General features: G+C 72.1%; 19 protein-coding genes. All 19 read right to left on the bottom strand.

All coding sequences use genetic code 11. From position 1 onward, the window contains the following. Window positions 1–12: 12 nt before the first annotated feature. Entirely contained in the window at window positions 13–1785 is a 1773-nt protein-coding gene (locus ABT009_RS27440; protein ID WP_351300320.1) for an aKG-HExxH-type peptide beta-hydroxylase, read from the bottom strand. A gap of 36 nt (window positions 1786–1821) precedes the next feature. Next, window positions 1822–2064 carry a hypothetical protein gene (locus ABT009_RS27435; RefSeq protein WP_351300317.1) on the bottom strand — a complete coding sequence of 81 codons (243 nt, stop codon included), beginning with the start codon at window positions 2062–2064 and terminating at the stop codon, window positions 1822–1824. Between the two features lie 100 nt (window positions 2065–2164). Then, on the bottom strand, window positions 2165–3292 hold the full coding sequence (locus ABT009_RS27430; protein WP_351300314.1) for an effector-associated domain 2-containing protein: 1128 nt from the start codon (window positions 3290–3292) through the stop codon (window positions 2165–2167). Then, complete coding sequence (locus ABT009_RS27425; protein ID WP_351300311.1) at window positions 3289–4452, bottom strand: alpha/beta fold hydrolase; 1164 nt, start codon at window positions 4450–4452, stop codon at window positions 3289–3291. The genes ABT009_RS27430 and ABT009_RS27425 overlap by 4 nt, the downstream gene beginning before the upstream one ends. A 165-nt stretch (window positions 4453–4617) precedes the next feature. Further along, window positions 4618–9003: an FxSxx-COOH system tetratricopeptide repeat protein gene (gene fxsT, locus ABT009_RS27420; RefSeq protein WP_351300309.1), complete on the bottom strand. Its 4386-nt coding sequence runs from the start codon at window positions 9001–9003 to the stop codon at window positions 4618–4620. A 1-nt stretch (window position 9004) separates the two neighbouring features. Beyond that, window positions 9005–10108 carry an AAA family ATPase gene (locus ABT009_RS27415; RefSeq protein WP_351300306.1) on the bottom strand — a complete coding sequence of 368 codons (1104 nt, stop codon included), beginning with the start codon at window positions 10106–10108 and terminating at the stop codon, window positions 9005–9007. Further along, a complete protein-coding gene (locus tag ABT009_RS27410; protein ID WP_351300304.1) occupies window positions 10105–11823 on the bottom strand; it encodes a VMAP-C domain-containing protein in 1719 nt (572 codons plus the stop codon). The genes ABT009_RS27415 and ABT009_RS27410 overlap by 4 nt, the downstream gene beginning before the upstream one ends. Before the next feature lie 274 nt (window positions 11824–12097). After that, complete coding sequence (locus ABT009_RS27405) at window positions 12098–14686, bottom strand: polynucleotide kinase-phosphatase (RefSeq protein ID WP_351300301.1); 2589 nt, start codon at window positions 14684–14686, stop codon at window positions 12098–12100. Continuing rightward, window positions 14683–16221, bottom strand: coding sequence for a 3' terminal RNA ribose 2'-O-methyltransferase Hen1 (locus ABT009_RS27400; RefSeq protein WP_351300298.1), 1539 nt, complete (start codon window positions 16219–16221; stop codon window positions 14683–14685). The genes ABT009_RS27405 and ABT009_RS27400 overlap by 4 nt, the downstream gene beginning before the upstream one ends. Before the next feature lie 122 nt (window positions 16222–16343). After that, window positions 16344–17267 carry an LLM class F420-dependent oxidoreductase gene (locus ABT009_RS27395; RefSeq protein ID WP_351300295.1) on the bottom strand — a complete coding sequence of 308 codons (924 nt, stop codon included), beginning with the start codon at window positions 17265–17267 and terminating at the stop codon, window positions 16344–16346. Window positions 17268–17411: 144 nt separating this feature from the next. Next, entirely contained in the window at window positions 17412–17894 is a 483-nt protein-coding gene (locus ABT009_RS27390) for a DUF6099 family protein (RefSeq protein WP_351300293.1), read from the bottom strand. 311 nt (window positions 17895–18205) lie between these two features. Further along, a complete protein-coding gene (locus ABT009_RS27385) occupies window positions 18206–18529 on the bottom strand; it encodes a nucleotide pyrophosphohydrolase (protein WP_351300290.1) in 324 nt (107 codons plus the stop codon). After that, entirely contained in the window at window positions 18516–19685 is a 1170-nt protein-coding gene (locus tag ABT009_RS27380) for an AAA family ATPase (RefSeq protein WP_351300287.1), read from the bottom strand. The genes ABT009_RS27385 and ABT009_RS27380 overlap by 14 nt, the downstream gene beginning before the upstream one ends. A gap of 177 nt (window positions 19686–19862) precedes the next feature. Next, entirely contained in the window at window positions 19863–20252 is a 390-nt protein-coding gene (locus ABT009_RS27375; RefSeq protein WP_351300284.1) for a cell division protein SepF, read from the bottom strand. Between the two features lie 382 nt (window positions 20253–20634). Further along, entirely contained in the window at window positions 20635–21159 is a 525-nt protein-coding gene (locus tag ABT009_RS27370) for a hypothetical protein (protein WP_351300281.1), read from the bottom strand. A 406-nt stretch (window positions 21160–21565) separates the two neighbouring features. Beyond that, window positions 21566–21991 (bottom strand): CBS domain-containing protein, encoded by a 426-nt coding sequence (locus ABT009_RS27365; RefSeq protein WP_351300278.1) that lies wholly within the window; start codon window positions 21989–21991, stop codon window positions 21566–21568. 170 nt (window positions 21992–22161) lie between these two features. Beyond that, window positions 22162–22821, bottom strand: a complete 660-nt coding sequence (locus ABT009_RS27360; protein WP_351300275.1) for a MerR family transcriptional regulator — start codon at window positions 22819–22821, stop codon at window positions 22162–22164. Window positions 22822–22955: 134 nt separating this feature from the next. Then, the gene (locus ABT009_RS27355) at window positions 22956–24068 is read right to left on the bottom strand and encodes a baeRF2 domain-containing protein (RefSeq protein WP_351300272.1); all 1113 of its coding nucleotides are present in this window, start codon (window positions 24066–24068) and stop codon (window positions 22956–22958) included. An 89-nt stretch (window positions 24069–24157) separates the two neighbouring features. Next, the gene (locus ABT009_RS27350; protein ID WP_351300269.1) at window positions 24158–24658 is read right to left on the bottom strand and encodes an inorganic diphosphatase; all 501 of its coding nucleotides are present in this window, start codon (window positions 24656–24658) and stop codon (window positions 24158–24160) included. Between the last annotated feature and the right edge of the window lie 173 nt (window positions 24659–24831).

The following is a 24831-nucleotide window of genomic DNA, read 5'->3' as shown; positions in this document are numbered from 1 at the left end:
TCGGCCACCCCTTCACCCCTCGGTTGCAGCGGTCAGCAGTTCGGGGCGGGCCAGTGCGCGCCGGGCGTCGCCGCGGCCGGGGTGCAGCGCGGCCCGGGCGACGATCCAGCCCGCGAGGGTGGCCGGATCGTCGGGGGTGCGCGCCAGCATGTCGGCGTACCGGACAACGGCACCGGCGGGGTCGCCGGCGGCCAGGTACTCGTCGGCTGTGCGGGGCGCGGCGGGCGGCTCGGCGAAGGCGTGGGTGCGGGTGTCGGCCCACGAAAGGGCGCCGGCACGGAGGCGGGGCCGGGCACCGGGGCCGTCGAGGTTGCGCAGCCGCCATTCGGTGCGGTGCAGGGCGGCGGCCGTGCGCGCCCGGGCGAGGGCGGCCGCGTCCACCGGCTCGCGCAGCCACCCGTCGAGGGTCGCGGCGAGCCCGGACACCAGGCGCCGCCCGGGTGCGGTGAGCCGGCCGCTGCCGAGCAGAGTCCGCACGACGACACGGGTCTGGAGCCGGCGCAGCGCGAAGTGGTACGCGGCGGTGGGGCTGCCGGAATCGTCGGCGAGGCGGTCGCGCCAGAAGCCGGTGACGGCCGTGAAGGCGTACGCCCCGTGCAGCAGGCCGGTGAGGTGGCGGGGGTCGGGGCGCCAGGGGGCGTAGTGGCACTCCGCGCGGTCGTCGTCGAGCAGCTCGAAGAGGTGGAGGAGGGCGGCGAGTTTGCTGTGCTGGAACTCGTGGACCAGGGTCTCGGCGAGGGCGACGGCCGTCGCGGGGCGCGAGACCACCATGGCACCGTAGGCGTCGCCGCTGGTGGCGGAGGTGCGGACGAAGGGCGGGGGCGGAGGCGTGCTCGTGGTACGTCCCCAGGGGACGACGACACGGACCGCGGCTGGGACGAGCCGCCCGGGCCCGTACCCGGTGTCGGGCCCGCGCCCGGCGTCCGGCCCGTCCCCGCTACGCGCCCCGAGCAGCACCAGAGCCTCCTCGAACAACCGCTGCCAGGCCGCCGCCTCCTCGTCGTCGAGCCGTTCCGCCGGCACGGGCTCGTCGAGGTCGCGGTAGGGATCGAGGTCGTCGAGCAGTACCGTTCCGCCGCCCGCGGAGGCGGGGAGGGCGAGGGTGCGCAGCGGAAGCCAGTGCGGTCCTGCGCCGGCCGCCACTTCGGGGCTGCCCGCGGGGACGGTGACAGGGCGGCAGCGCACGGCCGGCACGCCGGGGGCACCCGGCACGGTCACCGTCACCTCTCCCCCGCTGACCCGCGCCCGCCCCACCGTGGGGTGAGGTGCCACGCCCGGCACCCGCAGGCGCCCGAGAGCGGGCAGGTGCAGGGCGCCGTCCATGAGGGGGACGAGGAGGTCGGCGGTGGTGCCGGCGTGCACGGCCGCGACGACGGCCAGTGCGCACAGGTGCCCGGCCTCGGCCCACATCGGCGGCCCGGAGGACGTGCCGTGGCTGCGGCGCAGTACGTGGCCGAGCCAGCTGCCCGTCCCCGGTGCGAGCAGCAGCCGCTCCACGGCCTCGGGCGCCACCCCGGCCGCCTCCGTGACGACGGCCCAGGCCCGCGCGGGCGGCGTCAGCGGCGTGGACAGGGCGTCGAGCCGGTCTAGCAGGGTGCGCAGAAGGAGCAGCCGACGCGCGCGCTCACCGCGCTCCAGGAATGCCAGGGCCTCGGCTGAGTGGCCGCCGGTGGCGAGCTGCGCGAAGAGGTGGTCGGGCATCGTGAGCGGCGGATGCGTGGGGCGGTGCGGCTCCGGGCGGTACGGGGGTGCCATGCCGTGCGTGGTCGTACCGTGCTGGTTCATTGCGCGCGGCCTTCGTGAGTGGGCGGGCGAGGGCGGCTACTCGGCGCGGCCGGGTGGATCGCCGCCCCCTCCGCGGATGCTGGAGCGGGCGCGGAGCACCTCCCCGAGCAGGCGGGCCTGTGGCGAGAGGGGGGCGAGTGACTCCACGTCGGTGAGGGGTATCCCCGTGAGGTCCGCCAGCTCCGACTCCCAGGCGGGGGCCCCCGCGGCGTCCGACGTGGGGGACGGATGGATGGCTACGACGTCGGCGTCGTGCCGGGCGGGTGCTGGCTGATCCAAGATCGGTCCCCCTTCACACACGGTGGCACGCAATGCCCCGTCTCCTACCATCATGGCCAAGCGGACCCTCGTCGGAAACCTGTGCGATCAGGCCACATGATCAGGCCGACCGCCCGGGTTCGTCCTGTCTCCGCGTCAACTCCCGCAGCGAGGCGTCGAGTTCGGCGGCCAGTGTCGGGTCGTCGTCGACGGCGACCACGGCGTCGTACAGCTCCTGCAGCGCGGCGGAACCCCGGCGGCGCAGCGCGGTGAGGATGCCGGTGACATCGGTACGCGCCTTGGTGTGCCGGGGCAGCGTTCCGGTGAGAGCGGAGCTGAGCTGCCCGACCACGGTCTGCCGTTCGGCCGGGTCGGCCATCAGCGGATACGCGAGCAGCGCGGCCACGGCGCGCGGCAGCGGGGAACGCGCGGGCAGTTGGGGCGCGGCGGGCACCTGAGGCGTGCCGGGTGGCAGCACCTCGGTCCGCCCAGGGCTGCGCAGCAGGATCTCCGGGTGCTGCGCGGTGCGATGCGCGGCCCGCAGTTCTTCCACCTTGGCGAGTACGGCGGGGAAGAACTCCTCCGGGTCGGGCAGAGCGGGCAAGTCGGCGGCCCGCTCGGCGAGCAGGGCGAGCACGATCTCGGAGAAGAGGCCGGTGGCACGGACGGGGTCGTTGGCGGCCTCCCGGCCACGGCCCGCTGCCCGCAGCACGATCTGACGGTGGGCCAGAGTCCGGTGCCCGCGGGGCAGGGCGTCCGGCGGCAGGGGATCCCGGAAGTCCAGGTCCTCCTCGAACGTCTCGCAGGCGTCGACGATCCACAACTGGTCGGTGAGGGAGGGCACTGCGTCGCTCGTGTACCGGTCGAGCGCCGACTCCAGGTCGATGGCCACCTTGTCGCCGGTCGTGGCGTCGGCGCAGAGCAGGCGGGTGTGGCCGGACCCGTCGAGGACGCCGTGGCCGCCCCACCACACCCACAGCACGTCGCCCTGCGCCGGGGAGAGTTCGTGGACGAGGGTACGTCGGAGGGTGGCGTGGTCGGCGCCCGCGTACGGAATGCCCGGCGCGAAGCCGTCCAACCCGGCCAGGTGAAGCCTGATTTGGGAGTCCGGGACCCCGGCGGAGCGCAGCAGGGCGTGGAAGGCGAGAGCGTCACGGGCAGGTCCCGGCAGGTCCCAGGTGGCCCCCGCGTCGTACCGCTCGATACCGACGATCAGTGCGTGCACCCGGTCGGGGCTGAGGTGGCTCACGGCAGGCGGCCCACGATGTGGCGGTAGACGGCTGGGTTGGTCCAGTACGCGCTGTGCGAGGCGGGGAAGGGCTGGCGGCTGTCGACGGACACGTCCGTGACGCGGCCCGGGAAGAGACCCGCGCCGAGGTAGGCGAGCAGGTCCCGGGGGTCGTACAGATTGAGCCAGTCGGGAACGTGGGGCGGCAGCGGCTGCGGGTGGGTGAGCGAGGGCAGGGAGCCGGACTCGTACAGGAACGGACCCTGAGAACCGGCCGTCACCAGGAGGCGGACCTGGGGCAGCGGCGCGCTGACGAGGGTGTCGAGGGCGATGATGCCGCCAAGGCTGTGCCCGATGAGGACCACGGGTCCGGGCAACTCGCCTATCAGGGCGCGCAGTTCGGCCCGCAGGGGCTCGCCACGGCTGAGGTAGCGCAGGATGTCGCCGGCGGCGGGGTGGGCGGCCTCGGTGAGGGCGCGGCGGCGGCGCAGGGCGGCCCGCGCCGCGGCGCCCGTCGCGATGCGCAGCAGGCGTCCGCGCAGTGTGCGCCCGCTGCCGGCGGGCGGCGCGCCCAGGGTCTCGGAGAGGCTGGCGGCCACGGCGTCGCGGGTGTCGCCGTCGGGGATCAGCGGTGCGTCGGCGTCGAGCGCGGCGGCGACGACACGGGCTGTCAGGGCGCGGGCGAGGAGGACGGCCAGGTCCTCCGGGGACAGGGCGGCGGCAGCCGGTGCGAGCAGCGGGTGGGCGGCCAGCGCGGTCGCGGACTCGGCGAGCCCGGGCCCCAGTTCGGCCGCGGCCGCGTCCCCTTGGGCGGCCAGCTCGCCCAGGCGGGCGCGCACGGCCTGCTCGGGGCGGGCCGCGCCGGGAGGGCGCTCGGCCTTGGGCGGCGCGGCGGCCGCGGCCAGGGCGAGTTCGGCGTCGGGGTCGTCGTAGAGGACTCCCCAGGCGGCGATGTCGTCCCCGTCGCCGGAGGCCAGGGTCCGGGCATGCCCGCTGGACGGCGGCAGACAGGCACCTCCGGCGCCGAGTGTCGCGCCATGGGTGTCGCCCCAGTAGAACGGCACGAACCGCAGCCCGGACCGCTCGGCATCGAGCGAGGCACGGACGCTCTCGGCCAGCGCGGTGAAGCGCGGCTCGCGCACCCCTGTCCCGTGGATGAAGACGACCGTCGTCCCTGTCATACGCGCAACCCCCCGTCGGCGTCATGACCGTGGCGGCACGGCCACGGCCGTCACATGACTGTCACAGCGTCACATCACCAGTGTGGCATGGACGTTCTGGATAGCACCCCGGGCGATGGCACGCGGTGTCACCGCCCCAGGAGCCGGACCTTCTACAGCGGTCTCCTACAGCGGCATCGGCGCAAGGTCGCACTCGATACGCCGGCGCTGCTGGGCCGCCAGCAGCCAGGGATGGTCGCTGCGCACCACGCGGGTGAAGCCCTCCACGGCCCGCCGGCCCACTTCGTCGGCCTCATCGCCCCGGCCCAGCCCCCTCAGGTCCAGGGCGAGGTTGGCGGTGCAGGCGAGGGTCAGCGGGTGGTCCGGGCCGACGGCCTCGGTCAGCAGCGGCAGATTGGCCTCGTCGACCTCGTGGGCGTGCTCGAAGTCCAGGCGGGCGTAGTGGTTGTTGGCCTGGCCGATGGCGACGGTCCGGGTCAGCACGTGGCGCTTGCCGAGGGTCGCCGTGAGGCGCGCCGCGGCCGCGTCGTCGAGTTCCTGCGCCGTGTACACGTCGCCGAGGGCACGCCGGGTGGCCGCCAGGTTGGCCATGGTGATGAGGGTGTGAGCGTGGTCGGTGCCGAGGCGCTGCGTGTTGCGCCGCACGGTCTCCTCTCCCAGGGAGCGCGACCCTTCCAGGTCGCCGACCAGGCGCCGGTCGACGACCACGTTGATCGCCACGGTGAGGGTGGCCGAGTGGTCGTCCCCATAGCGTGCCGTCAGACGGCGCAGCGTCTCCTCGGAGAGCTTCGCGGCCTCGGCCACGGCGCCGTCGCGGCGCCGGAACACGGCGAGGTTGCGAGCGGCGGCCATGGCGGTGGGGTTGCCCTCGCCGACGGCCTCGCGCTGCCTGCGGTACGTCTCCTCCTGGCGGTCCCGCGCCCCGGGGTAGTCGCCGCTCTCGCACATGTCGAGGGCGACGGCGTTGAGGGTGTTGAAGGTCAGGCCGCTGTTCGGGCCGAACAGCAGGTCGCGCAGACGGTACGTCTCCTGGTCGAGGGCGAGCGCCTCCCGGTACTGCCCGCACAGGCGCAGCCCCACACCGAGGGCGTGCGCCGCCTGGAGCGTCGTGGGGTCCTCGGGTCCGAACTGCGACGTGGCCCGGTCGTACGCCTCCTGGGCGAGGTCGCGTGCCTGCGTGAACGCGCCCTGGTAGCGCAGCGCGTCGCACATCTGGGTCATCGAGTCGAGGAGCTCCTCCTCGTCGACACCGCCGCGGCGGGAGACCTCCAGGGCCTGTTCGTTGAGCGGGATCGACTCGGCGACCCGGCCGAGCACACGCAGGCAGAAGGCGAGGAGCTTGGAGATCCGCAGGGCCTGGGCGTCTTCCTCGCCGGAGGTCCGGGTCCAGGTCTCGCGGGCCTGCCGTGCGAGGACGACCGCGTTTTCGTGGTCGCCCCAGTAGTACAGGAAAGACGTCGTGTCGTGGATGAGCTCGCGTACCCAGGTGTCGTTGCTGGCGACCGCCTCGGAGGTGAGGATGTGCGGCAGCAGCGCCAGGTAGGCCGGCCATTCCAGGGACGAGGAGGGCTGACCGGGCTTCGCCGCGGACAGCAGCTGGTGTGCGGCGTCACGGGTCGTCCGGCGCTCGTCCTCGCCGAGCTTGGTCAGCAGCACGTTCTGCAGCAGCCGGTGCATCTGCAGCGTGTCGTTGCGCAGGTCCAGTCTCACCAGCGAGAACTGGCCCAGATCGCGGATGGCCCGGCTGAGCTTGATCGACTCGCGCAGCACCGGGTTGACGTCGGGCGCGATGTCGATGCCGCGGCTACCGCGCAGGAGTGACAGCGGCACGGGCTCGGGGGCCATGCAGGCGCAGATGTCGAGGAGTTTGCGGGCGCCGGGGTTGTTCTCGCCGATCCGGCCGAGCGAGATGTCCCAGGCGGCGGCGACGGAGACCGGATAGTCCGGGTTGGGGTCGAGTTCGTGGATCTCCGGGCTGCGCTGGTCGAGGAGGGCCAGGTACTCGGTGACGAGCATGCCGGTGACCCCCAGCCACGCGCCCGCCTGCTCGACGGCGAGAGGCAGGTCGCCGAGCGCCTCGGCGAGCCGCCCGGCCTCCTCGCGGGACAGGTCGGGAGAGCGCTTCTGCAGCAGCTGGATCGACTCGTCGCGCTCGAAGACGTCCACCGGCAGAGGGGTGGCGACCCGCTCCCAGTCACGGTTGCGCGAGGTGACGATGATCTTGCCCGGGCCGTTCGCCGGGAAATAGCTGCGGACGGTGTCGATGTCCTCCGCGTTGTCGAACACCAGCAGCCAGTTGTCGTACGGAACGCCCGTGCGGAGTGCTTCCAGAGCCGCAGGCACCGCGGTGTTGGCGGCCGGGGCCCCCCGGTTCTCCGCGTCGGCAGGGACGACGCCGAGACGCGCGGCGAGCTGTGAGAGCGCGCCGAGGATGAGACTCTCGCGCTCGGCGGGGATCCAGCAGATCACCTTGTACTGCTGCTGGTGGGTGTAGACGTACTCCAGGGCGAGCTGTGACTTGCCGACACCGCCCAGGCCCTGCAGCGCGTGCGGCAGCACAGCCGCGGCGTCCTGGGCTTCGAGTTGCTCCTCCACTAGGGCCAGCAGCGCCGTACGCCCGACGAACGATGTGTTCCGCAGGGGTACGTTCACCAGAAGGGCGTTCCCTGCGCTGGTGGTGCTGCTGTGCATGGGCGGCTCAGCCTCCGGGGCTTGAGGGTCGGACGTGGCGGGGAGGACCGGAATCGGCACGAGCTCTCCAGAGGGTCTATCGGCGTTCTCCCCCTGGTCAACGCCGTCCGTGACGGACGGTGACGACTCCGGAGAATACCCGGCAGGAACAAGATCGTGTCGATTCATACCATTTTGCGGGGGTTCAATAGTTTGAGGTAGTTCAATGCGGTTGGCCCGGTCGCTGTACATGCTCCCGGAGAGCGCCCGCATGATGGCGAGCTCGGGGCGCCACCAGTCGTCCCACGGATCGGGCAGCGGACGGCCGGCGGGGTCGCGCACCGCGGCCCGCAGCGCCACCCCGCCTCGGCCGGCCGCGGGCAGTTCCCCGAGCAGGCCGACGATGCGGGCGAGTTGAGGGCGGGTCGTCGTGGCGAGCAGGGCCTCGCGCACTCCGTCGGCGAAGTCGGGGCGTCCTTCACTCGCACCGTCCCAGTCGATGAGGCCGCCCATGAAGATCTCCGCGAGATGAGCGGGGACCGTCTCGGGCATGGCGCGTCGGCGCAGTTGGTCGATGAGACCGAAGTCGAGGGGCACGGTGGCCAGATGGGCGGCGAGGCGGCGCGCCGCCGGGGTGGCGAGGGTGCGGAAGCGGCGCACGATGGCGCGGGCGGCGGCGGGCAGGCCGTGGCGCGGGGCGTTCAGGCCGGGTGCGGGTGAGCCCTTGGTGAGCGTGCCCGCCAGTACGACGGGCAGTGCGTGCCGCACTCCCCGTTCGCCGGTCACCAGGTCGGCCCAGGCGGCCAGCGACTGGGGCTTGAGCGAGAGCACCGGCACGGGCACGGTGTCGTCTCCGCCCTCCGGCAGGGGACGTACCGGGTCGGGTCCGCTGGTCGGCGGCCGGTGCAGCAGAACGGGGTTGGGTGCGCCGAAACCGCCCGCCTCGAGGACCGCGGGGTACGGGTAGAGCGACGAGCGGTGCCGTAAGTGGGGTGGCAGCAGATGGACGACCGCGGTGGGTCCGGCGCGGCCGAGGCGGGTCAGGAGCGCGTCTGCGGCCCGCCCCGCCCAGCCGTGCGCGAGGCCGTCGGTGACCACGAGGAAGATCCGGGTGCCGCTGCCGTCGAGGAGTTCGGCGGGGTCGGCGCCGGATGTGGTGTCCCAGCGCAGCGAGGGCGCGCCCTCCGTGGGCAGGACCACCTTGACGGGGCGGACGTCACGGAAGGCCCCGCTGGCCTCCGCCGCGGAGATCAGCCTCGCCAGGTCCTCGTCCCAGATGCGCATCGTGGGCGCGTCGTCCACGAGCAGGACCAGGTCGAACGCGGTGTCCTCGGCGCGCCGGAAGTACGGCAGCCACAGATCGTCGGCGAGAGCCCGCTCGGCGGTGAGGACCTCGTCGAGTTCCAGCGCGGTACGGGAGGGCACCCGGCGGCCGACTCGGTGCAGGGAGCGGGCGAGCAGGGCGGTGCGCCGGGCGGGGGCGGGCCGGTCGGAATCGGGCATGGGCAGCCGCGGCCGGTCCAGGCGCAGGGTCAGCGGGCCTTCGGGGTCGGCGTCCGGCACCGGCGGCGGCACGGTGCCCGTGTCAGGGAGCGGCGGCGTATACGGGATGTCGGGCATCGGCCCCGGCGGCGGCCCGGGCTCCGACGGCGGCAGGGGTGACGGCGCCTCGGCCTCACCGGTGCCGGGGGTGTGGCCTCGGCTGTCCCAGTACGCGGCGAGCCAGACGGCGTCGGCGAGTTCCTGCCAGTGCGGAGCGGACTCCGGCGCGTCGGGCGTGGCGTGGCCCGCGGGTGTGCGGGGTGGATGGGCCGACGGAACCGCCCGGCCGGTGTCGCCCTCGCCTGGACCGGGTGAACGCTCCCTGGGAAAGCCGTTCAATTCAGCGGCCCTTCGCGAGGTCGCGGAGCAACGACTCCACGAGCTTACGCCCGTTACCGTCCGCCTGGAAACCACCCATAGTGGTCAATTGGACAGCGTTGAGTAGTTGGTCGAGGGAATGCGTGCCGCCGCCCTGCACCCGCTGCAGGAACTGGTCGACCAGCGGCTCTGCCTGCTCCTCGTCGGCCTCGAGGTGGCTGCGCACGATCGCCAGGAGCTGCTCCTTGCCCGGCATACGCATATCCAGGGGCAGGCATCGCCTGCGGAACGCGGCCGGAAACTCACGCTCGCCGTTGCTGGTGATCACCACGATCGGGAACTGGCGGCACTCCACCCTGCCCCGCAGGATGTCCGCGCGGCCGCCGAGATCGTCGGTGTGGACGCTCGCCGTGTCGGCGGCGTCGCGGGCCAGCTCCGCGATCTCGTAACTGCCGTTCTCGAGCGCGTGCAACAGGTCGTTGGGCAGGTCGATGTCGCTCTTGTCGAGTTCGTCGACCAGGAGGACGCGGGGGCGGTCGTAGGGCAGCAGCGCGGTGCCGAGCGGGCCGAGGGTGATGAAGTCGCCCAGCCTGGGCGGTCGGTGCTGCGGGTCCACGGGGCCGCCGATGTGCTCCGGTGAGGACTCGGGCGGCGCAGGTGGACGCGGGGAGTCGTCGGGGCCGGCGGCGCGCGACTCGGCCCGCCACGCGGCTATGGCCTGGGCGCGGCCGATGGCGTCGTAGGCGTACAGGCCGTCGCGCAGGGAGGTGCGGCTGACGATGTTCCACGACAGGACGCGGCCCAGGCCGAGTTCACGGGCGATCAGATAGGCCAGAGTCGACTTGCCGACTCCGGGCGGGCCTGTGACGAGCAGCGGCCTGCGCAGCAGGAGGGCCGCGTTGACCGTGTCGACCTCGGACTCGTCGAGGTGCGGGGTGATGTCGACGCGGCCGAGGCGGCGCAGCTCGGCGGCCTCGTCCGCGGGCGGTGCGGGCAGCGCGGGGCCGCCCGCGAACCGGCGCCAGGCCGGTGGCTTCGGCAGGGACGGCGCCTTCCCCTTCGGGGGCACGCCCGTGGCTTGGAACACCCGCCAGGCGTGCGGGTCGCGCTCCTCCTGCGCCGTCATGGCCGTGCCTCCTCACTGTCGGTGCGCGGTTCTCCGCCGGGGTCGGCCGCGCGATCGGGGTGGACAGCGCCGGAGCCGTTGACGGAGCCGGCGGTGCTGGTCTCGTGGAGGTCGCGGCTCTCGTGGGCGCCGAAGCCCGCGCTCTGCCCGGTCGGCCCGCCGAGGGTCTCGTCGACGGTATCGCCGTATACGTCGGCCTCCGCGCCGACGAGCGCGTCCATGGCCGTGTCGGACGCGCCGTGCAGGGTCAGGCCGGCTCCCGCGTCGACGTCTACGAGGCGCGTCGGGTCGTCCCAGAAGAAGGCGATGTGCTTGCCCAGGAGCAGCGGGCCCGCCACGTCGTGCTCGGCCCGGCGCCTCAGCCGCTGGATCGCCAGGGGGATCTGGGTGGACGTCGAGACCGAGGCGAACACGGCACTGACCACTTCCCTGCGCTCGTGCGCGAAAACCCCCCTGCGGTCCCAGACCGCGAGGCCGATGCCCTCCGCGAGCGCCGCCTTGAGCGCCGTGAGGGCCGGCTCGTCGCCTGGCGCGTCGAGGACGACCGCCGTACAGCCGGGCTCGCCCGCGAGTGCGGTCTGCCATTTGGCCAGGTCACCGGGGTCGGGCCCGAGCCAGCTGTGGACCTTCACGCCGTCCCGGCGCAGTGTGCGCCATCGCTCGCGCCAGGCCGCCATGACGACCGGGTCGTCCGTGCGCATGCGGTCCAGGCTGCGTAGGTGCACTGCGTATTTCAGCGCGAGCGACATGGCCGCGCCGTCCCCGAAACGGAGCCTCAGTCCGGCCATGTCGTGGTTGAGCAGCTCGTACGGGAGCATGAACTCGACGTACGCCGCGGGGCGTTCGGGGTCGGGACGTTCGGCGGGTCCGTCGGTGCGCTGGTCGGCCCACAGGCGCGAGGCCCGCCGCAGGGCCCGTTCGAGTGCGGGGGCGAGTCCGTCGAGGGTGGTGTGCTCGGGCTCGGCCGGCTGCGGGTCCCAGCGGCCCGGCCCCGTGTTGAACCAGGACCGTACGACGATGTCTTCGGAGGTGTCCCGGGCGGGGTCCACGGCGACGATCAGGCAGCGCGGAATCTCCGGGTCGAGGACCGCGGTGGCGCGTCCGAGGCGCCGCTGCTCGAGGACGTGGGTCAGGCCGGCGTGCTGCGCCCAGGAGTCTGCCCAGCCGGTGAGGGCCCCGGCATGCTCGGTGCCCACTGCGTGCTCGGCGGCGTGGTCGAGGAGCAGGACGGCCGGCGGCAGACCGTCCGGTTCGACCATGAACTCCGCCAGGTAGCGCAGTAACTGTTTGGGAGTGCGGTGGAGAGGCACCTCGCACACGACGTCGGCGGCGAGGTCGTTGCGCAACCGGTCGGCGGGCAGGACGTCCTCGGCGGCCTCCAGCAGGCCCTGGGCGGTACGGATGTCGTACGCGCTGAGCGGCCCCTGCTGGAGGCTCACCGCAGGTGGCTGCTGGGCCGCCGTGGCGATGAGCCGGTGCAGTTCGGCGGCGGCGTCCGGACCCTCGTAGGCGTGGACGACGTCCGCCAACACGAGTTCACCGTCCGGGACGCTCAGCGCCGTACGCACCAGGGCGACCACGTCCGGGCGCTGTTTTCTGCCCTGCAGGTCTATCGGGCGGCCGAGGTCCTGCCCGAGTGACTGGGCCAGTTCCAGGCGGCTCTGGGCGTCCTCGGTGCAGCCGAGCCGGCACAGGGCATCGGTCAGCAGGTTCACGAGCGCACGCTCGGACGCACGCCTGGCATCGCCCCCGGGCCCACCGCGTCCCGCTCCTGCCTCCACCGACCGTCCCCCATGAGTCGGTACGCCTGTCTGTACCGCCCAGCGAAGTTAGCACGCCAACTCCCGGTTAACCAGGCGGGTTTGAGGCGACAAGCGGGGCGGCAGGGGCGGGCCCGGCTGCCACAGGCGTGGATCCAACGGCTCAGAGCCGAGGGTCCACCGGCTCAGAGCCGAGGGTCCACCGGCTCAGAGCCGAGGGTCCACCGGCTCAGAGCCGAGGGTCCACCGGCTCCGACTCCAGTGCCAGCACCGCGAACACCGCCTCGTGGACCCGCCACAGCGGCTCGCCCGCCGCAAGCCGGTCCAGTGCCTCGAGGCCGAGGCCGTACTCGCGCAGCGCGAGCGAGCGCTTGTGGCCGAGGAAGCGGCCGCGGAGCCGCTCCAGGTTGTCCGGGCGCGTGTACTCGGGACCGTAGATGATCCGCAGGTACTCGCGGCCGCGGCACTTGATGCCCGGCTGCACCAGCCTGCCCTGCCCGTCGCGGACCAGGGCCTCGACGGGCTTGACGACCATGCCCTCGCCGCCGCGGCCGGTCATCTCCAGCCACCAGTCGGTGCCCGCCTGGACGGATGCCGAGTCGCCGGTGTCCACGAAAAGCCTGCGGGTGGTCTGCAGCAGGCCGCTGCCGTCGTGCTCGACCATGCGGTCGATCAGCGACAGCTGCTCGTCGTGCGGCAGCGAGGCCAGGCTCCGACCCTGGACGGCGAGGATCTGGAACGGCGCCAGACGCACGCCCTCCAGACCCTCGGTCGTCCAGCAGTAGCGTCGGTAGGCGTCCGTGAACGCGGCGGCGTCCGCGGCCCGTTCCCTCTGCCTGGCGAGGAGATCGACCACCTCGGCCCCGCGCGCCGCGGCCGCCTCCAGGACGGCGATCGCGTCGGGGAAGACGGCATCGGAGGCGGCGCCCACGGCCGCGTACTGCGTGCGCAGCAGCCCGGACGCCTTGAGCGTCCAGGGCATCAACTCCGCGTCGAGCAGCAGCCAGTCGGTCTCCAGCTCCTCCCACAGACCGGCCTGGGTCACGGCGGCGCGCAGCCGTCCGAGGATCTCCTCGGTGACGCTCGCGTCGTCGAAGAACGGGCGGCCGGTACGGGTGTAGAGGGAGCCGGTCACGCCCGCCTCACCACCCGTGGTGGCCGTCGCGCCGAAGCGCTCGCGCGCCACGTCCGCGTCCCGGCACACCAGCGCCACCGCACGCGAGCCCATGTGCTTCTCCTCGCACACGACCCGCGCGACCCCGTCGGCCGCGTACTGCGCGAAAGCCTCCGCAGGATGCTCCAGGTAGCCCTCGATACGCGAAGTCGCGGTCGGCGCCATCGTCGGCGGCAGGTACGGCATCAGCCTCGGGTCGACGGCGAACCGGCTCATGACCTCCAGCGCCGCGGCCGCGTTCTCCTCGCGCACCGAGACGCGGCCGGCGTACCGGGTCTCCACGACCCGGCGGCCGTGCACGTCGGCAAGGTCCAGCGGCCGGCCCTCGTGCCCGCCGGGCGCCTCGGTCGCCAGCGGCTTGGCCGGTTCGTACCAGACCTTCTCGGCCGGTACGTCGACGAGCTCCCGCTCCGGCCAGCGCAGGGCGGTGAGCTTGCCGCCGAACACCACGCCGGTGTCGAGGCAGATCGTGTTGTTGAGCCAGGTGGCGGTGGGCACGGGTGTGTGGCCGTAGACCACTGCGGCGCGGCCGCGGTAGTCCTCGGCCCACGGGTAGCGCACGGGCAGCCCGAACTCGTCGGTCTCGCCGGTCGTGTCCCCATACAGCGCGTGCGAGCGGACCCGGCCCGACGTACGGCCGTGGTACTTCTCCGGCAAGCCCGCGTGGCAGACAACGAGCCGGCCGCCGTCGAGCACGTAGTGGCTGACGAGCCCGTCGACGAACTCCCCGACCTGCTTCCTGAACTCCTCGCTCTCCCCCTCGAGCTGCTCGACGGTTTCCGCCAGACCGTGCGTGTGCTGGACCTTTCTGCCCTTCAGCCAACGTCCGAGCTTGTTCTCGTGGTTCCCGGGCACGCACAGGGCGTTGCCCGACGCGGTCATGGACATCACGCGCCGCAGCACACCCGGTGTGTCCGGTCCGCGGTCCACGAGGTCGCCGACGAAGACGGCCGTACGGCCCTCGGGGTGGGCGCCGTCGACGTAGCCGAGCTTGCCGAGCAGCGCCTCCAGCTCGGAGCTGCAGCCGTGGATGTCGCCGATGATGTCGAACGGTCCGGTGAGGTGGGTCAGGTCGTTGAGGCGTCGCTCCCTTACCACCTGCGCCGCCTCGACCTGCTCGACGCCGCGCAGGATGTGCACCTTGCGGAAGCCCTCGCGCTCCAGGTGCCTGAGCGATCGGCGCAGTTCGCGGATGTGCCGCTGGATGACGCGGCGCGGCATCCCGGCCCGGTCGGAGCGGGCGGCGTTCCGCTCGGCGCACACCTCCTCGGGCACGTCGAGGACGATGGCGATGGGCAGCACGTCGTACTGCCGGGCCAGCTGGATCAGCTGCTTGCGGCTCTCCTGCTGCACGCTCGTCGCGTCGACGACGGTGAGCCGGCCGGCCGCGAGCCGCTTGCCCGCGATGTAGTGCAGGACATCGAAGGCGTCCTTGCTGGCGCTCTGGTCGTTCTCGTCGTCGGCGACCAGGCCGCGGCAGAAGTCCGAGGAGATGATCTCGGTGGGCCTGAAGTGCTTGCGCGCGAAGGTGGACTTGCCCGATCCGGAGGCTCCGACGAGGACCACGAGGGACAGGTCGGTCACGCCCAGGATGCGGGGGCTGCTGCCGGCGGTGCCGGTGCCCTTCTCGTACTGGTTCGTCATGCGGCCTTCTCCTCCTTCGCTTCCCGAGGGGCGTCCTGTGGGGTGTCCTGTGGGGTGTCCTCGACCGGCTGTGCGGTGTTCTTCGGGGCCTCCGGCCCCGTCTTCAAACGGAACGTGGCCATCTGCGTGGGCGGCCCCACCTCGGGGTCGTCCGGGCCTATGGGAGCGAACTCCACCTCGTACCCGTGCCGCTCGGCCACTCGGCCCGCCCAGCCGCGGAACTCATCCCGAGTCCACTCGAAGCGGTGGTCGCCGTGGCGGGCGTGGCCGGCCGGAAGGGTCTCCCAGCGCACGTTGTACTCGACGTTCGGCGTCGTCACCAGCACGGTCCGCGGGCGTGCCGAGCCGAAGACGGCGTACTCCAGGGCGGGCAGCCGTGCCAGGTCGACGTGCTCGACGACCTCGCAGAGCACCGCCGCGTCGTACCCCTTGAGCCGGGTGTCGGTGTAGGCCAGCGAGCCCTGGAGGAGTGTGACCCGCCCCGCCTGCCGCTCGCCCATCCGCTCCAGCTTCAGCCGCCGCGCGGCCGTGGTGAGCGCCCGCACCGACACGTCGACGCCGACGATCTCCTTGAACCGGCTGTCCTTCAGCAGTTCCTGCACGAGCTGACCCTGCCCGCAGCCAAGATCGAGCACCCGGCCGGCGCCGGCCTCGCGCAGTGCCTCGAGGATCGCCTGGCGTCGCTGCGCGGCCAGCGGTACGGGCCTGTCTTCGGTGTCGGTGGACTCGTCGACGGCGTTGTCGATCTCCTCGACCTCTGTGTCGTCCGCCTCCGCGAGCCGCACCAGCTCCAGCCGCTCCATTGCCGCACGGGTCAGCGACCAGCGCCGCGAGAGATAGCGGTTGGTGATCAGCTTGTGCTCCGGGTGCTCGGCCAGCCAGCCGTCACCGGCCCGCAGCAGCTTGTCGACCTCGTCGGACGCGACCCAGTAGTGCTTGGCGTCGTCGAGCACCGGCAGCAGGACATAGAGGTGCCGCAGCGCCTCCGCCAGCCTCAGCTCCCCCTCCAGTACCAGGCGTACGTAGCGCGAGTCGCCCCACTCGGGGAACTGCTCGTCCAGCGGGACGGCGTCCGCGGTGACCGTCCAGCCGAGCGGTTCGAAGAGCGCACGCACCAGTTCGGCGCCGCCGCGCGCGGGCAGCGCGGGCACCTCGATGCGCAGCGGCAGCGGCTGCCCGGCCCGCTCGGGCCGGGCAGTGCACTGCCCCTTCATCGCGCTGGAGAACACCCTGCTCAGCGCCACGGCGAGCAGCGACGACGCGGCGTACGGGCGGTCGTTCACGTACTGCGCGAGCGCGGCGTCCGGTGCGCCTCCGCGCCCCTTGCCCTTGCCCCGCCGCACCAGTGCCACAGGATCCACCTCCAGCAGCAGCGCCGCCGTGCAGCGCTGCGCGGACGCCTCGGGGTACAGGACGTGCGCGGTGCCGTAGGAGGTCGAGAACGCCTGCGCGTTGTCGGGATGCTTGTGCAGCAGAAACCCGAGGTCGGTCGCGGGGCGCTCTGGGGTTCCGGTGGTACTGATCGTCAGGAACACGTGTACGAGTATGGTCGCGTTCCGTCCGTGCCGACCAAGGAATTTCCGGCCTCCGCCTCGGCAGGTTCCGTGATGGCCGAGGGCGTCCGCGACCGCTGCGGCCTGCCGCCTGCGGCCTGCCGCTACGACAGCTGCGACATCACCTGCGACGAGATCAGCTCCAGGTGGTCCAGGTCGTCCAGATCGAGGATCTGCAGATAGACCCGCTGCGAGCCGATCGCCGCGTACTGCCCGAGCTTTTCCACCACCTCGGCCGGGGACCCGGCGAGGCCGTTGGCCTTGAGCTCGTCCACCTCCCGTCCGATCGCTGCGGCCCTGCGCGCGACCTCACTGTCGTCCTTGCCGACACACACGACCAGCGCGTTGGAGTACACCAGGTCGCTGCCCTTGCGGCCGGCCGCCTCCGCTGCCGCCCGCACCCGGCCGAACTGCCGCTCGCTGTCCTCGATCGAGGCGAACGGCATGTTGAACTCGTCGGCGTACTGGGCGGCGAGCCGCGGCGTGCGCGTCGCGCCGTGTCCGCCGATGAGCACCGGCACCTTGGCCTGCGCCGGCTTCGGCAGCGCCGGCGAGTCGGTCAGCTGGTAGTACTCGCCGTCGTGGCTGAAGGTCTTGCCGACCTCCGTGCCCCACAGACCGGTGACGATCGCCAGCTGCTCCTCGAGCCGGGCGAACTTCTCCTTGGGGAACGGGATGCCGTACGCCTTGTGCTCCTCCTCGAACCAGCCAGCGCCGAGGCCGAGTTCGACGCGGCCGCCCGACATCTGGTCGACCTGCGCCACCTGGATCGCCAGCACGCCGGGCAGCCGGAAGGTGCCGGCCGTCATGAGCGTGCCGAGCCGGATCCGCTTGGTCTCCCGGGCCAGCCCGGCGAGCGTGATCCAGGCGTCGGTGGGACCCGGCAGCCCGTCGACGGACCCCATCCGGAGATAGTGGTCCGACCGGAAGAACGCGTCGAATCCGAGGTCCTCGGTGGCCTTGGCCACGGTCAGAAGAGTGTCGTAGGTAGCCCCCTGCTGGGGCTCGGTGAAGATGCGAAGATCCATACCTCCATCCTGCACGGTGGTGCACCCGACGTGCCATGCGTCCCCTGAGTCCCACCGGCCTCGTCATGCACCGCACGGGGCGGGCGGCGGTCGATCACACGCCTCCCTCCTCCGCCACGCCCTTCGCCCCCTCCGCCCCCGCCCCTACCCGGCCGCCGAATCCGGCTCCGGTTCCGGCACGCTCTGCTCCCGCACCGCGAGCCGGCGCAGCATCTCCAGCACCCGGTCTCGGCACTCGTCAGCCGCGTCGATCGCCTCCATGCACTGCCAGTACGCCCCTTCCTCATCCGCGGAGCAGGCGATACCGACGAGGGCGATGCCGACCTCGCCCAGCAGGGCGCCGAGGCCGAGGAGCGCCCGGCGCGCGTCGCCGATCTCGGTCAGCTGCGCCGCCCGTATCTCCCCGACGCCCAGCGTCGGCGCGCCCAGCGCGCCGCAGCCTCTGCCGCCCACCTCGCTCAGGCCGAGCGCCTCGCCCCGTAATTCGGGCGGCCCGGTGACCGCCAGCCGGCTCCCGATCGCCTGGGCCAGCGCCTGCGCCTGCCATGACTCCACCACGATGTCCGGCACCCCTTGGCTCTGCGCCAGAGCACGCCTGTTCGCTTCGATGAGCCGCACCGCCTCCATCGCCGCCCCCGTCCGTCCCGCACGCGCTGTCGCGCGCTGCCCGCACTCCTGTGTCCACTACCCAGAGTGAGTTGCCAGGAAATGAAAAGCCAGAGGTCGTCCGGAATCTGTGGACAGAAAACAAGATGTGGACAACTCAACCACTCCGGAGAGTGACGAAGGGCGGGTCTCCGCGGCGCATCAGCCCCTAAAGGGGCGGCTCCCGGCGCATTCAAGGGCTTCCAGGCCTCAACGGCCCAGGGCTTCAATGGCTCGGGACTTCAACGGCTCAGGGCTTCAACGCTTCAACGGCTTCACCCGCGTCGAGGGCTTCAAGGGATCGGAAACCGCCGCTCATTGCGGTCGATCTTGGCGTCCAGCGCCGCCAGCGCATCGATCCCGAGCACCTCGCACAGCTGCAGCAGATACGCGAGGACGTCGGCGACCTCGTCCGTCACCCGGTGCGCCGACTCGGGGTGGTCCATCACCGCGGCCGACTCCTCCGGCGTCAGCCACTGGAAGATCTCGACCAGCTCGGACGCCTCCACGCTGAGCGCGGCGGCCAGGTTCTTCGGCGTGTGGTACTGCTGCCAGTTACGGGCGGCCGCGAACTCGGCCAGTCGGCGCTGCAGCCCCGCCACATCAAGTTCTTTCACGGTCCAGGTCTACCACCGTGACACCGTCCGCCTCAGCGGCCCATGACGCGTTCTGTACCGCCCCCACCAGCCGGATGTGCCCACGCTCGCAGGTCAGGACGGCCAGCCTCGCGAGCTCCCGCAACTGCCGCTCGTCCAGGCAGCGGTCGAAACCGTCGACAAGCACCGTGAGGCACTGCAGCGCCTGCGGCACCTCGGCCACCGGATCGACCTCCAGGACGCCCGGCCCGGTGAGCAGCACGAGAGCCAGCGCCAGAAACCGCAGCTCACCGTCGCCGAGCCGCCCCGTGGGAGTGCGCACGCCGTCGCCCCGGTCGAGCACCGCGCGCACCGTCCGGCTGTCCAGCTGCTCCGCCCGTACGTCCGCGACGCTGCCCGCGCAGCCCGCCCGTACCGCCGCGACCAGCTGCGCGTGCCGCTGGCCGCACTCCGACCGGGTGCGCCACAGGACCTCGGCGAGGTTGTCGCAGCCGCCGAGCAGCCGCCCCTCGTCGAGCGGCACCGCGCCGCGCATGCGCCGGGGCAGCGGGTCGCAGGCGAAGACCGACCGCAGCGCGACCACCACCTGTTCCGCCGCGGCGAGCACATGGCGCTGGCCGTCCGTCTTGCCCGCGACACGGAGCGGCAGCAGCGCCGTGCCGAGCCGGTCGTCGGGCAGCGGGGCGCGGGTCACCGGAGAGGTGCCCGCGGTGTACCAGGCGGCCTGGACGGCGCGCCGCCCCGGGTCGCGCAGTGCCGTCTCGAGCAGCGTGAGCCCGCCGGCCGTCAACCGCTCGCCGACGATGCGCAGTTCTGGCTCGGCCTGTACGGCGACGTCGAGCCGTACGGCACCGGCCGGGCCGTCGACCGTACAGCCGAGGCGGAATCCGCGCCGCTGCTGGGCGTCCGGCCTGGCGCGCTCGGGCACGCAGGCGATCGGGTCGGGGAAGACCTCGCCGAGCTCCGCCCCGCCGGCGAGCCGCGCCAGTGCCTCGTACGCCCGCAGGGCACTTGACTTGCCGGTGCCGCTGGGCCCGGCGAAGAAGGTGAGCGGGCCGAGCGGGAAGACGGCGCGGCGGTGTGACGCGAAGGCGGAGAGCCTGAGTTCGGTGATGCTCGGCCGGTCCTGACGCGTCGCGGGCGCCGCCGGGGTCGCGCCTCGGGAGAGCACGGTCATGTCCGGGACCGTAAGCAGCGAAGAATCAGGAGAATCGTTCCGCTGGAGCGGTTTTCCTACGATCGGGGGACCGTCTCTGCAGCGGTGTCGACGTCCGGGCCGGTCCGGGACGGCACGCCGGTCAACGGCCGCGCTTACGCCGCCGGGCCCGGCCCTCGTCCGTCGCAGCCACGGGCCTCACACGCCGCGCCTCCCTGCCCCGGCGACGAGCCCCTGGACCTCGGTCCCGGGCGGAGCCAGCAGGAAGACGTTGCGGTCGACGCGGTGCATGCCGCTGCCGAGGCCGAAGACGACGCCGCTGGCGAAGTCCAAGACGCGCTTGGCGACTTCGGTCTCCGCGCCGGTCAGGTCCAGCAGGACCGGGACCTGCGCCATCAGGGTCTCCGCGACCTTCCGGGCGTCGGCGAACACGTTGACGCGCAGCACCACGAAGCGCCGGTTCGTCTCGGTCTCCGCGTCCGGCAGCGCTCGATGCCCCGGCCAGGACGGCCATTCGTCGCGGTTTCGCAGCGGTACGACCTGGGCGAGCCCTTCCCACTGTTCGTCGGTGACGTCGTGGCTGTTCATGCCCCCACCCCGTCCGGGCTCGTCCTCATTGTCTGCACCGGCCAATTCTTACAAGCAGTCACCCGTTCAGCCCAACAGCGACACGGAGTGAAACGAGAACACTGACCGAACTCCGCGTGCGGGATGGGCGTCATGGACGCCTGCGTCAGTGATGGATGCGCGCCTGGGAGCGATACGGTGCGGGCCTCGGCACGGTGTGGGGCAGGCAGACGGCCCGTCCGCATGCTGCGCGATACCGGATCCGCCGATTCTGCGGTCCGGGAGCGAAGGAGATCCGCTCAAGGTGTACTACATCGCCCGGGCCGGCAAACCGGCACGGGGCGAGGGGCGAGTCCCTGGGACGCCGACCCTGCGGGCACGAGCCTCCGGGACCCTGAGGCCGCTAGCCCTGAGGGCGCAAGCTCTGAGCTGGGAAATCCCCGGAGCGGCTGCCAGGATCGGCCCCCTCCCTGCTGACGATGACGGCGAGCTCGCCCGTCGCCTGACGGAGCGCCAGTTCGAGCGCGGCGGGGGTGTGCAGATCGCCGCTGCCGTCGGGCGGGACAAGCCACTGCAGGGACCGCCCGGACCGGTAGGGGGGCGGCACGGCGACCCAGGAGCCCTTGCCTGCGTAGCGGATACCGGAGCCGATCCAGCGGCAGGCCGGATCCGGCGGCAGGAAGAAGCCGACTCTGTGGGATGCGAAATCCGCGAGTGTGGGCCCGGGCTCGTACTGCGGGGTGCGCAGCAGGGTGTCCAGCGTGAGCAGGCCTAGCTCCTCGGGAACGCTGAGCACGTCCCAGAACCGTCCCGAAGCCAGTACCACCGTCCCGTGTTCGCCGTATTCCCACTCCCGTTTGCATGCCCGGGGATCCTTCGCGGCCGCGGCGAGCCACTCCATGGCTTGCCTCGTGGCCGAATTCCTCATGACCCTCCTCCATCGAAATATCTGGTCTGCATGATCGGACGGGCGATCAACTCACGCCGGGCACAAATCTGTTCGGATTCGTGGACCCGGTCCCGACGCGCTCATGCTGGTAGATATTTCTACGGTGCGGAAGGGGTGGCGAAGCCTGGCGTTTCTTGTAAATGCGTTCGGATGTGGTGACGCATTCACAATCCGCTCACGCCTCAGGCGTTTTGGATTCACCCTTGCGACGGCTGTCCGAATCACCAGTGGGGTCAAAAGGCCGGCACGACTGCGGAGTTGGGGCGCGGAACCGGCTCGCGAGGCGGCACCGCTGCCCCGGACGAATGCGACAACTTCCGCGCCCCCGAGGTGTGTCGAGAGGCGTACTGAGTGTGGCTCCTGGCGTACTCCGTGCCGTAGCAGGTCAGATGCTGTATGCCACAACGGCCTCGACGAACCGGCCCACCTCCTTCTCCGGCAGGTTGCGCGCCAGGTCGGCCTCGCTGATCATGCCGACCAGCCGCTTGTTCTCGTCAATGATCGGAACGCGGCGGATCCGGTGCTCCTCCATCGTCTGCAGCACCTGCTTGATGTCCGCGTCCGCCTTCACCGTGACGGGCTTGCCCTGTGCCAGTTCACCGGCGGTCATCTTCGTCGGGTCACCCCCGGCAGCCAGGCACTTCACCACGATGTCGCGGTCGGTGATGATGCCGTGCAGCTTGTCGTCGTCACCGCAGATCGGCAGCGCGCCCACATCGAGGTCCCGCATGCGTCGCGCCGCGGCGTCCAGCGTGTCGTGCTCGCCCACACAGTCCGCACCGGTATGCATGACGTCTCGCGCATTGGTCATGACAGCCTCCTTGGCAGCGGATCGGCCCCCGGAGGCGCGGAGGGGCGCCACGGCATCCGATCGATGTGCCACGACGCGACTCCCCGGTCGCCTCCTGATGCCTTGGCCCACGTCCATTCTCACTCCGGCGGATCAGCGGTGCATCCGAGGCACTGGGCGGAACATCGGCCTCAGCCGTCCCCATCCGTCCCGCCGTCGTCCGCATCCGACCCGCCGTCGTCCGCATCCGACCCGCCGACGGTCAGCGGGAGCATCCGCCGGCGCTGTTCCGTCAGCCGACGCCGTTCCTCGTCGCCGAGCCCGGCGAACACCTGATCACGCTTCCGGTTGAGTTCGGCGAGCTCCTCCTCGCCGAGCCCGGCAGCCCACTTCCTACGGGCCTCGATCAGCCTGGCGGCCTGCTCCGGTGTCAGCGGTTGGGTCATGGTCGTCATCTCCTCGATCACCTGCAGGAACTGTTCGGTAGACGTCCCGGCCGTCCGGCCGAGCGCGCCGAGCACCCCAAGCAGGCGGGACCGCAGTTCCAGGGTCTGCCGAAGCCGCTCCTCGACCACGTCCAGCTGCCGCCGGACCAGCTCGGCCGGGTCGTGGTCCGGTTCGGCGGCCAGCGTCTCCCGGATCTGGCCCAGCGAGAACCCGAAGCTCCGCAGCGACAGGATGCGGTGCAGCCGCCGGACGTCGCCGCCGGTGTAGCAGCGGTGCCCGCCGGACGTCCGCGCGGACGGCGACAGCAGTCCGAGCTGGTCGTAGTGGCGCAGTGTCCGTACGGTGAGGCCGGTCTCGCGCGCCAGCTCGCCGATCCGCCGAATGCTCTCGTCCCGCTCTGCCATCCGTCTCCTCCCAGGGGTGCGAGGCTCACGCTAGAAGGTGACGTGACGTCAGTTTCAAGGGGATGCGTCCAGCTGCTTCCTGCGGGGCGGGGGCGCCGGCGCGGCCCCCTGGTATCGCCCGCGCGGCCGCCGGGTCACGACACCCAGGTCGTGGCGGTGTCGGAGTAGCGCAGCAACACCCCGACGCCGTCGGCCAGCCGCGGTTCCTCCTGCGGCGGTACGACGACCAGCTCGGCGCCCGTACCGACGGCCGCGCGGATCAGGGCGGCGTCGGCCGGCTGCTCCTCGACGGCGCTCACGCCGAAGGACCGCAGGTCGGCAGGGGAGAGCGCGATGTGCGTCGGCTGAGGTCCGGTCCACACCCGCGTGCTGAACTCCGTACGCTCGTTGATCAGGAGCGACCTCGCCTGGCTTCGCTGCAGCGCGGCGACGGTGGCCGCCATACCCTCCGCCGCACTGCCGTACCGGGCGCGGTGCGCCATGAACGTCTCCGCCTGGGCCCGGTCCCGTACCGCCATGCGTCCACGGAACAGCTCGGCGAGTTCCCCCTCGAGCAGCGCCCGGCCGTCGCCGTCTTCTCCCGTGCCGCCCTCGGCGACGACCGTGCGCTCGCTCAGGCGCCGGGGCAGCCGGTGGAGCAGGACGCCACGCGCCCACACCTCACCGCATACGACGATCACCTCGGCGCCGCCCCGGTCAGCCAGTTCCTCCAGCTCGCCGACGACCTGTGCGACGCCCCTCTGCCAGTCCGCCGCGGGGATGCGCCGACGGGCATGGGTGCCGGGAGTGACCCTGCTGATGGGCCACCTGCCTGTCTCCAGGTCGGCCTGCAGTTCCTCCTCGACGCCGGTCTCGCCTCGCTGGTCGACGCGGTGCACGACGACAGCCGCGTACGGGATGTCCGGTGCATGCTGAACCGCCAGCGGCATGGCATCGGGCAGTGAGGTGAACTCGGCCAGGTCACGGACGGGCGGATCGGGCAGCTCCGCGACCAGAGCCAGCCGTCCGTGCGCCGCGAAGACCGCCTGGCCGTGCCGGCCCGGGACGGCCCTGTCGGTCCCGATCACGGCGGCCACGGCAGCGACGGTGGCGGTGTCGGCGCCCTGTGCGGTCAGGTCGTCGCGCACATGACGTCGTCGCAGGTCGTTGGCGGTTTCCGGGTCCTCGATGTTCCGGGAGGTGTCCACATAGGCGCAGGCATAGGGGCCCGGCCGTGCGTACAGCGGTTCAAGAAAGGACAGCTTCACGGTTGCCTCCTGGCCTCACCCTGTCCAGGGGCCGGCCGCGACCGCGGTGGCTTGGCATGACCATGGAGCACCGTCCATCGAGTCCCCGTTCAGCCTGGTCCGACGGTCTGGCTCCGGTCGGCGCGCCGGCGGGACGCCTCGATCTCGGCGTAGGCCTGGTCGCGGCCTTCCCAGTGGGAGCCCTCGACGGACTTGCCGGGTTCCAGGTCCTTGTAGACCTCGAAGAAGTGGGTGATCTCCAGCCGGTCGAACTCCGGGACGTCACCGATGTCCTGGACGGCGGCGTAGCGCGGGTCGTGGGCGGGCACGCACAGGACCTTCTGGTCCATGCCCTTCTCGTCGCGCATGACGAACATCGCGATCGCCCTGCACTCGATGACGCAGCCCGGGAACGTGGGGTCACCGGTGATGACCAGAGCGTCCAGGGGGTCGCCGTCGCCCCCGAGGGTGCCGTCTATGTATCCGTAGTCGGCCGGGTATTGCGTGGAGGTGAAGAGCATCCGATCCAGACGGATCCGCCCCATCGAGTGATCCATCTCATACTTGTTACGGGACCCCTGCGGGATCTCCACAGTCACATCGAATTCCACGGTGGCCCTCCTTGTCCGCGTCCTCGGCCCGTCCACCGGGACCCGATCGCTCAGGGCGCGGGTCCCGGTGGCGGGCCGAGCATGGTCGCATCACAGGTCGGCCGCTTTCTTGCCGTTCGGCTACCCCTTCGGATCGGCCATGAACGGGATCGGTGCGCGCGTTTTACCTGGAT

The organism is Streptomyces sp. NPDC002896, assembly GCF_040295225.1.
Classification (GTDB): Bacteria; Actinomycetota; Actinomycetes; order Streptomycetales; family Streptomycetaceae; genus Streptomyces.
The sequence above is the reverse complement of the archived record's forward strand: the minus strand, read 5'-3'. Positions and strand labels throughout refer to the sequence as shown.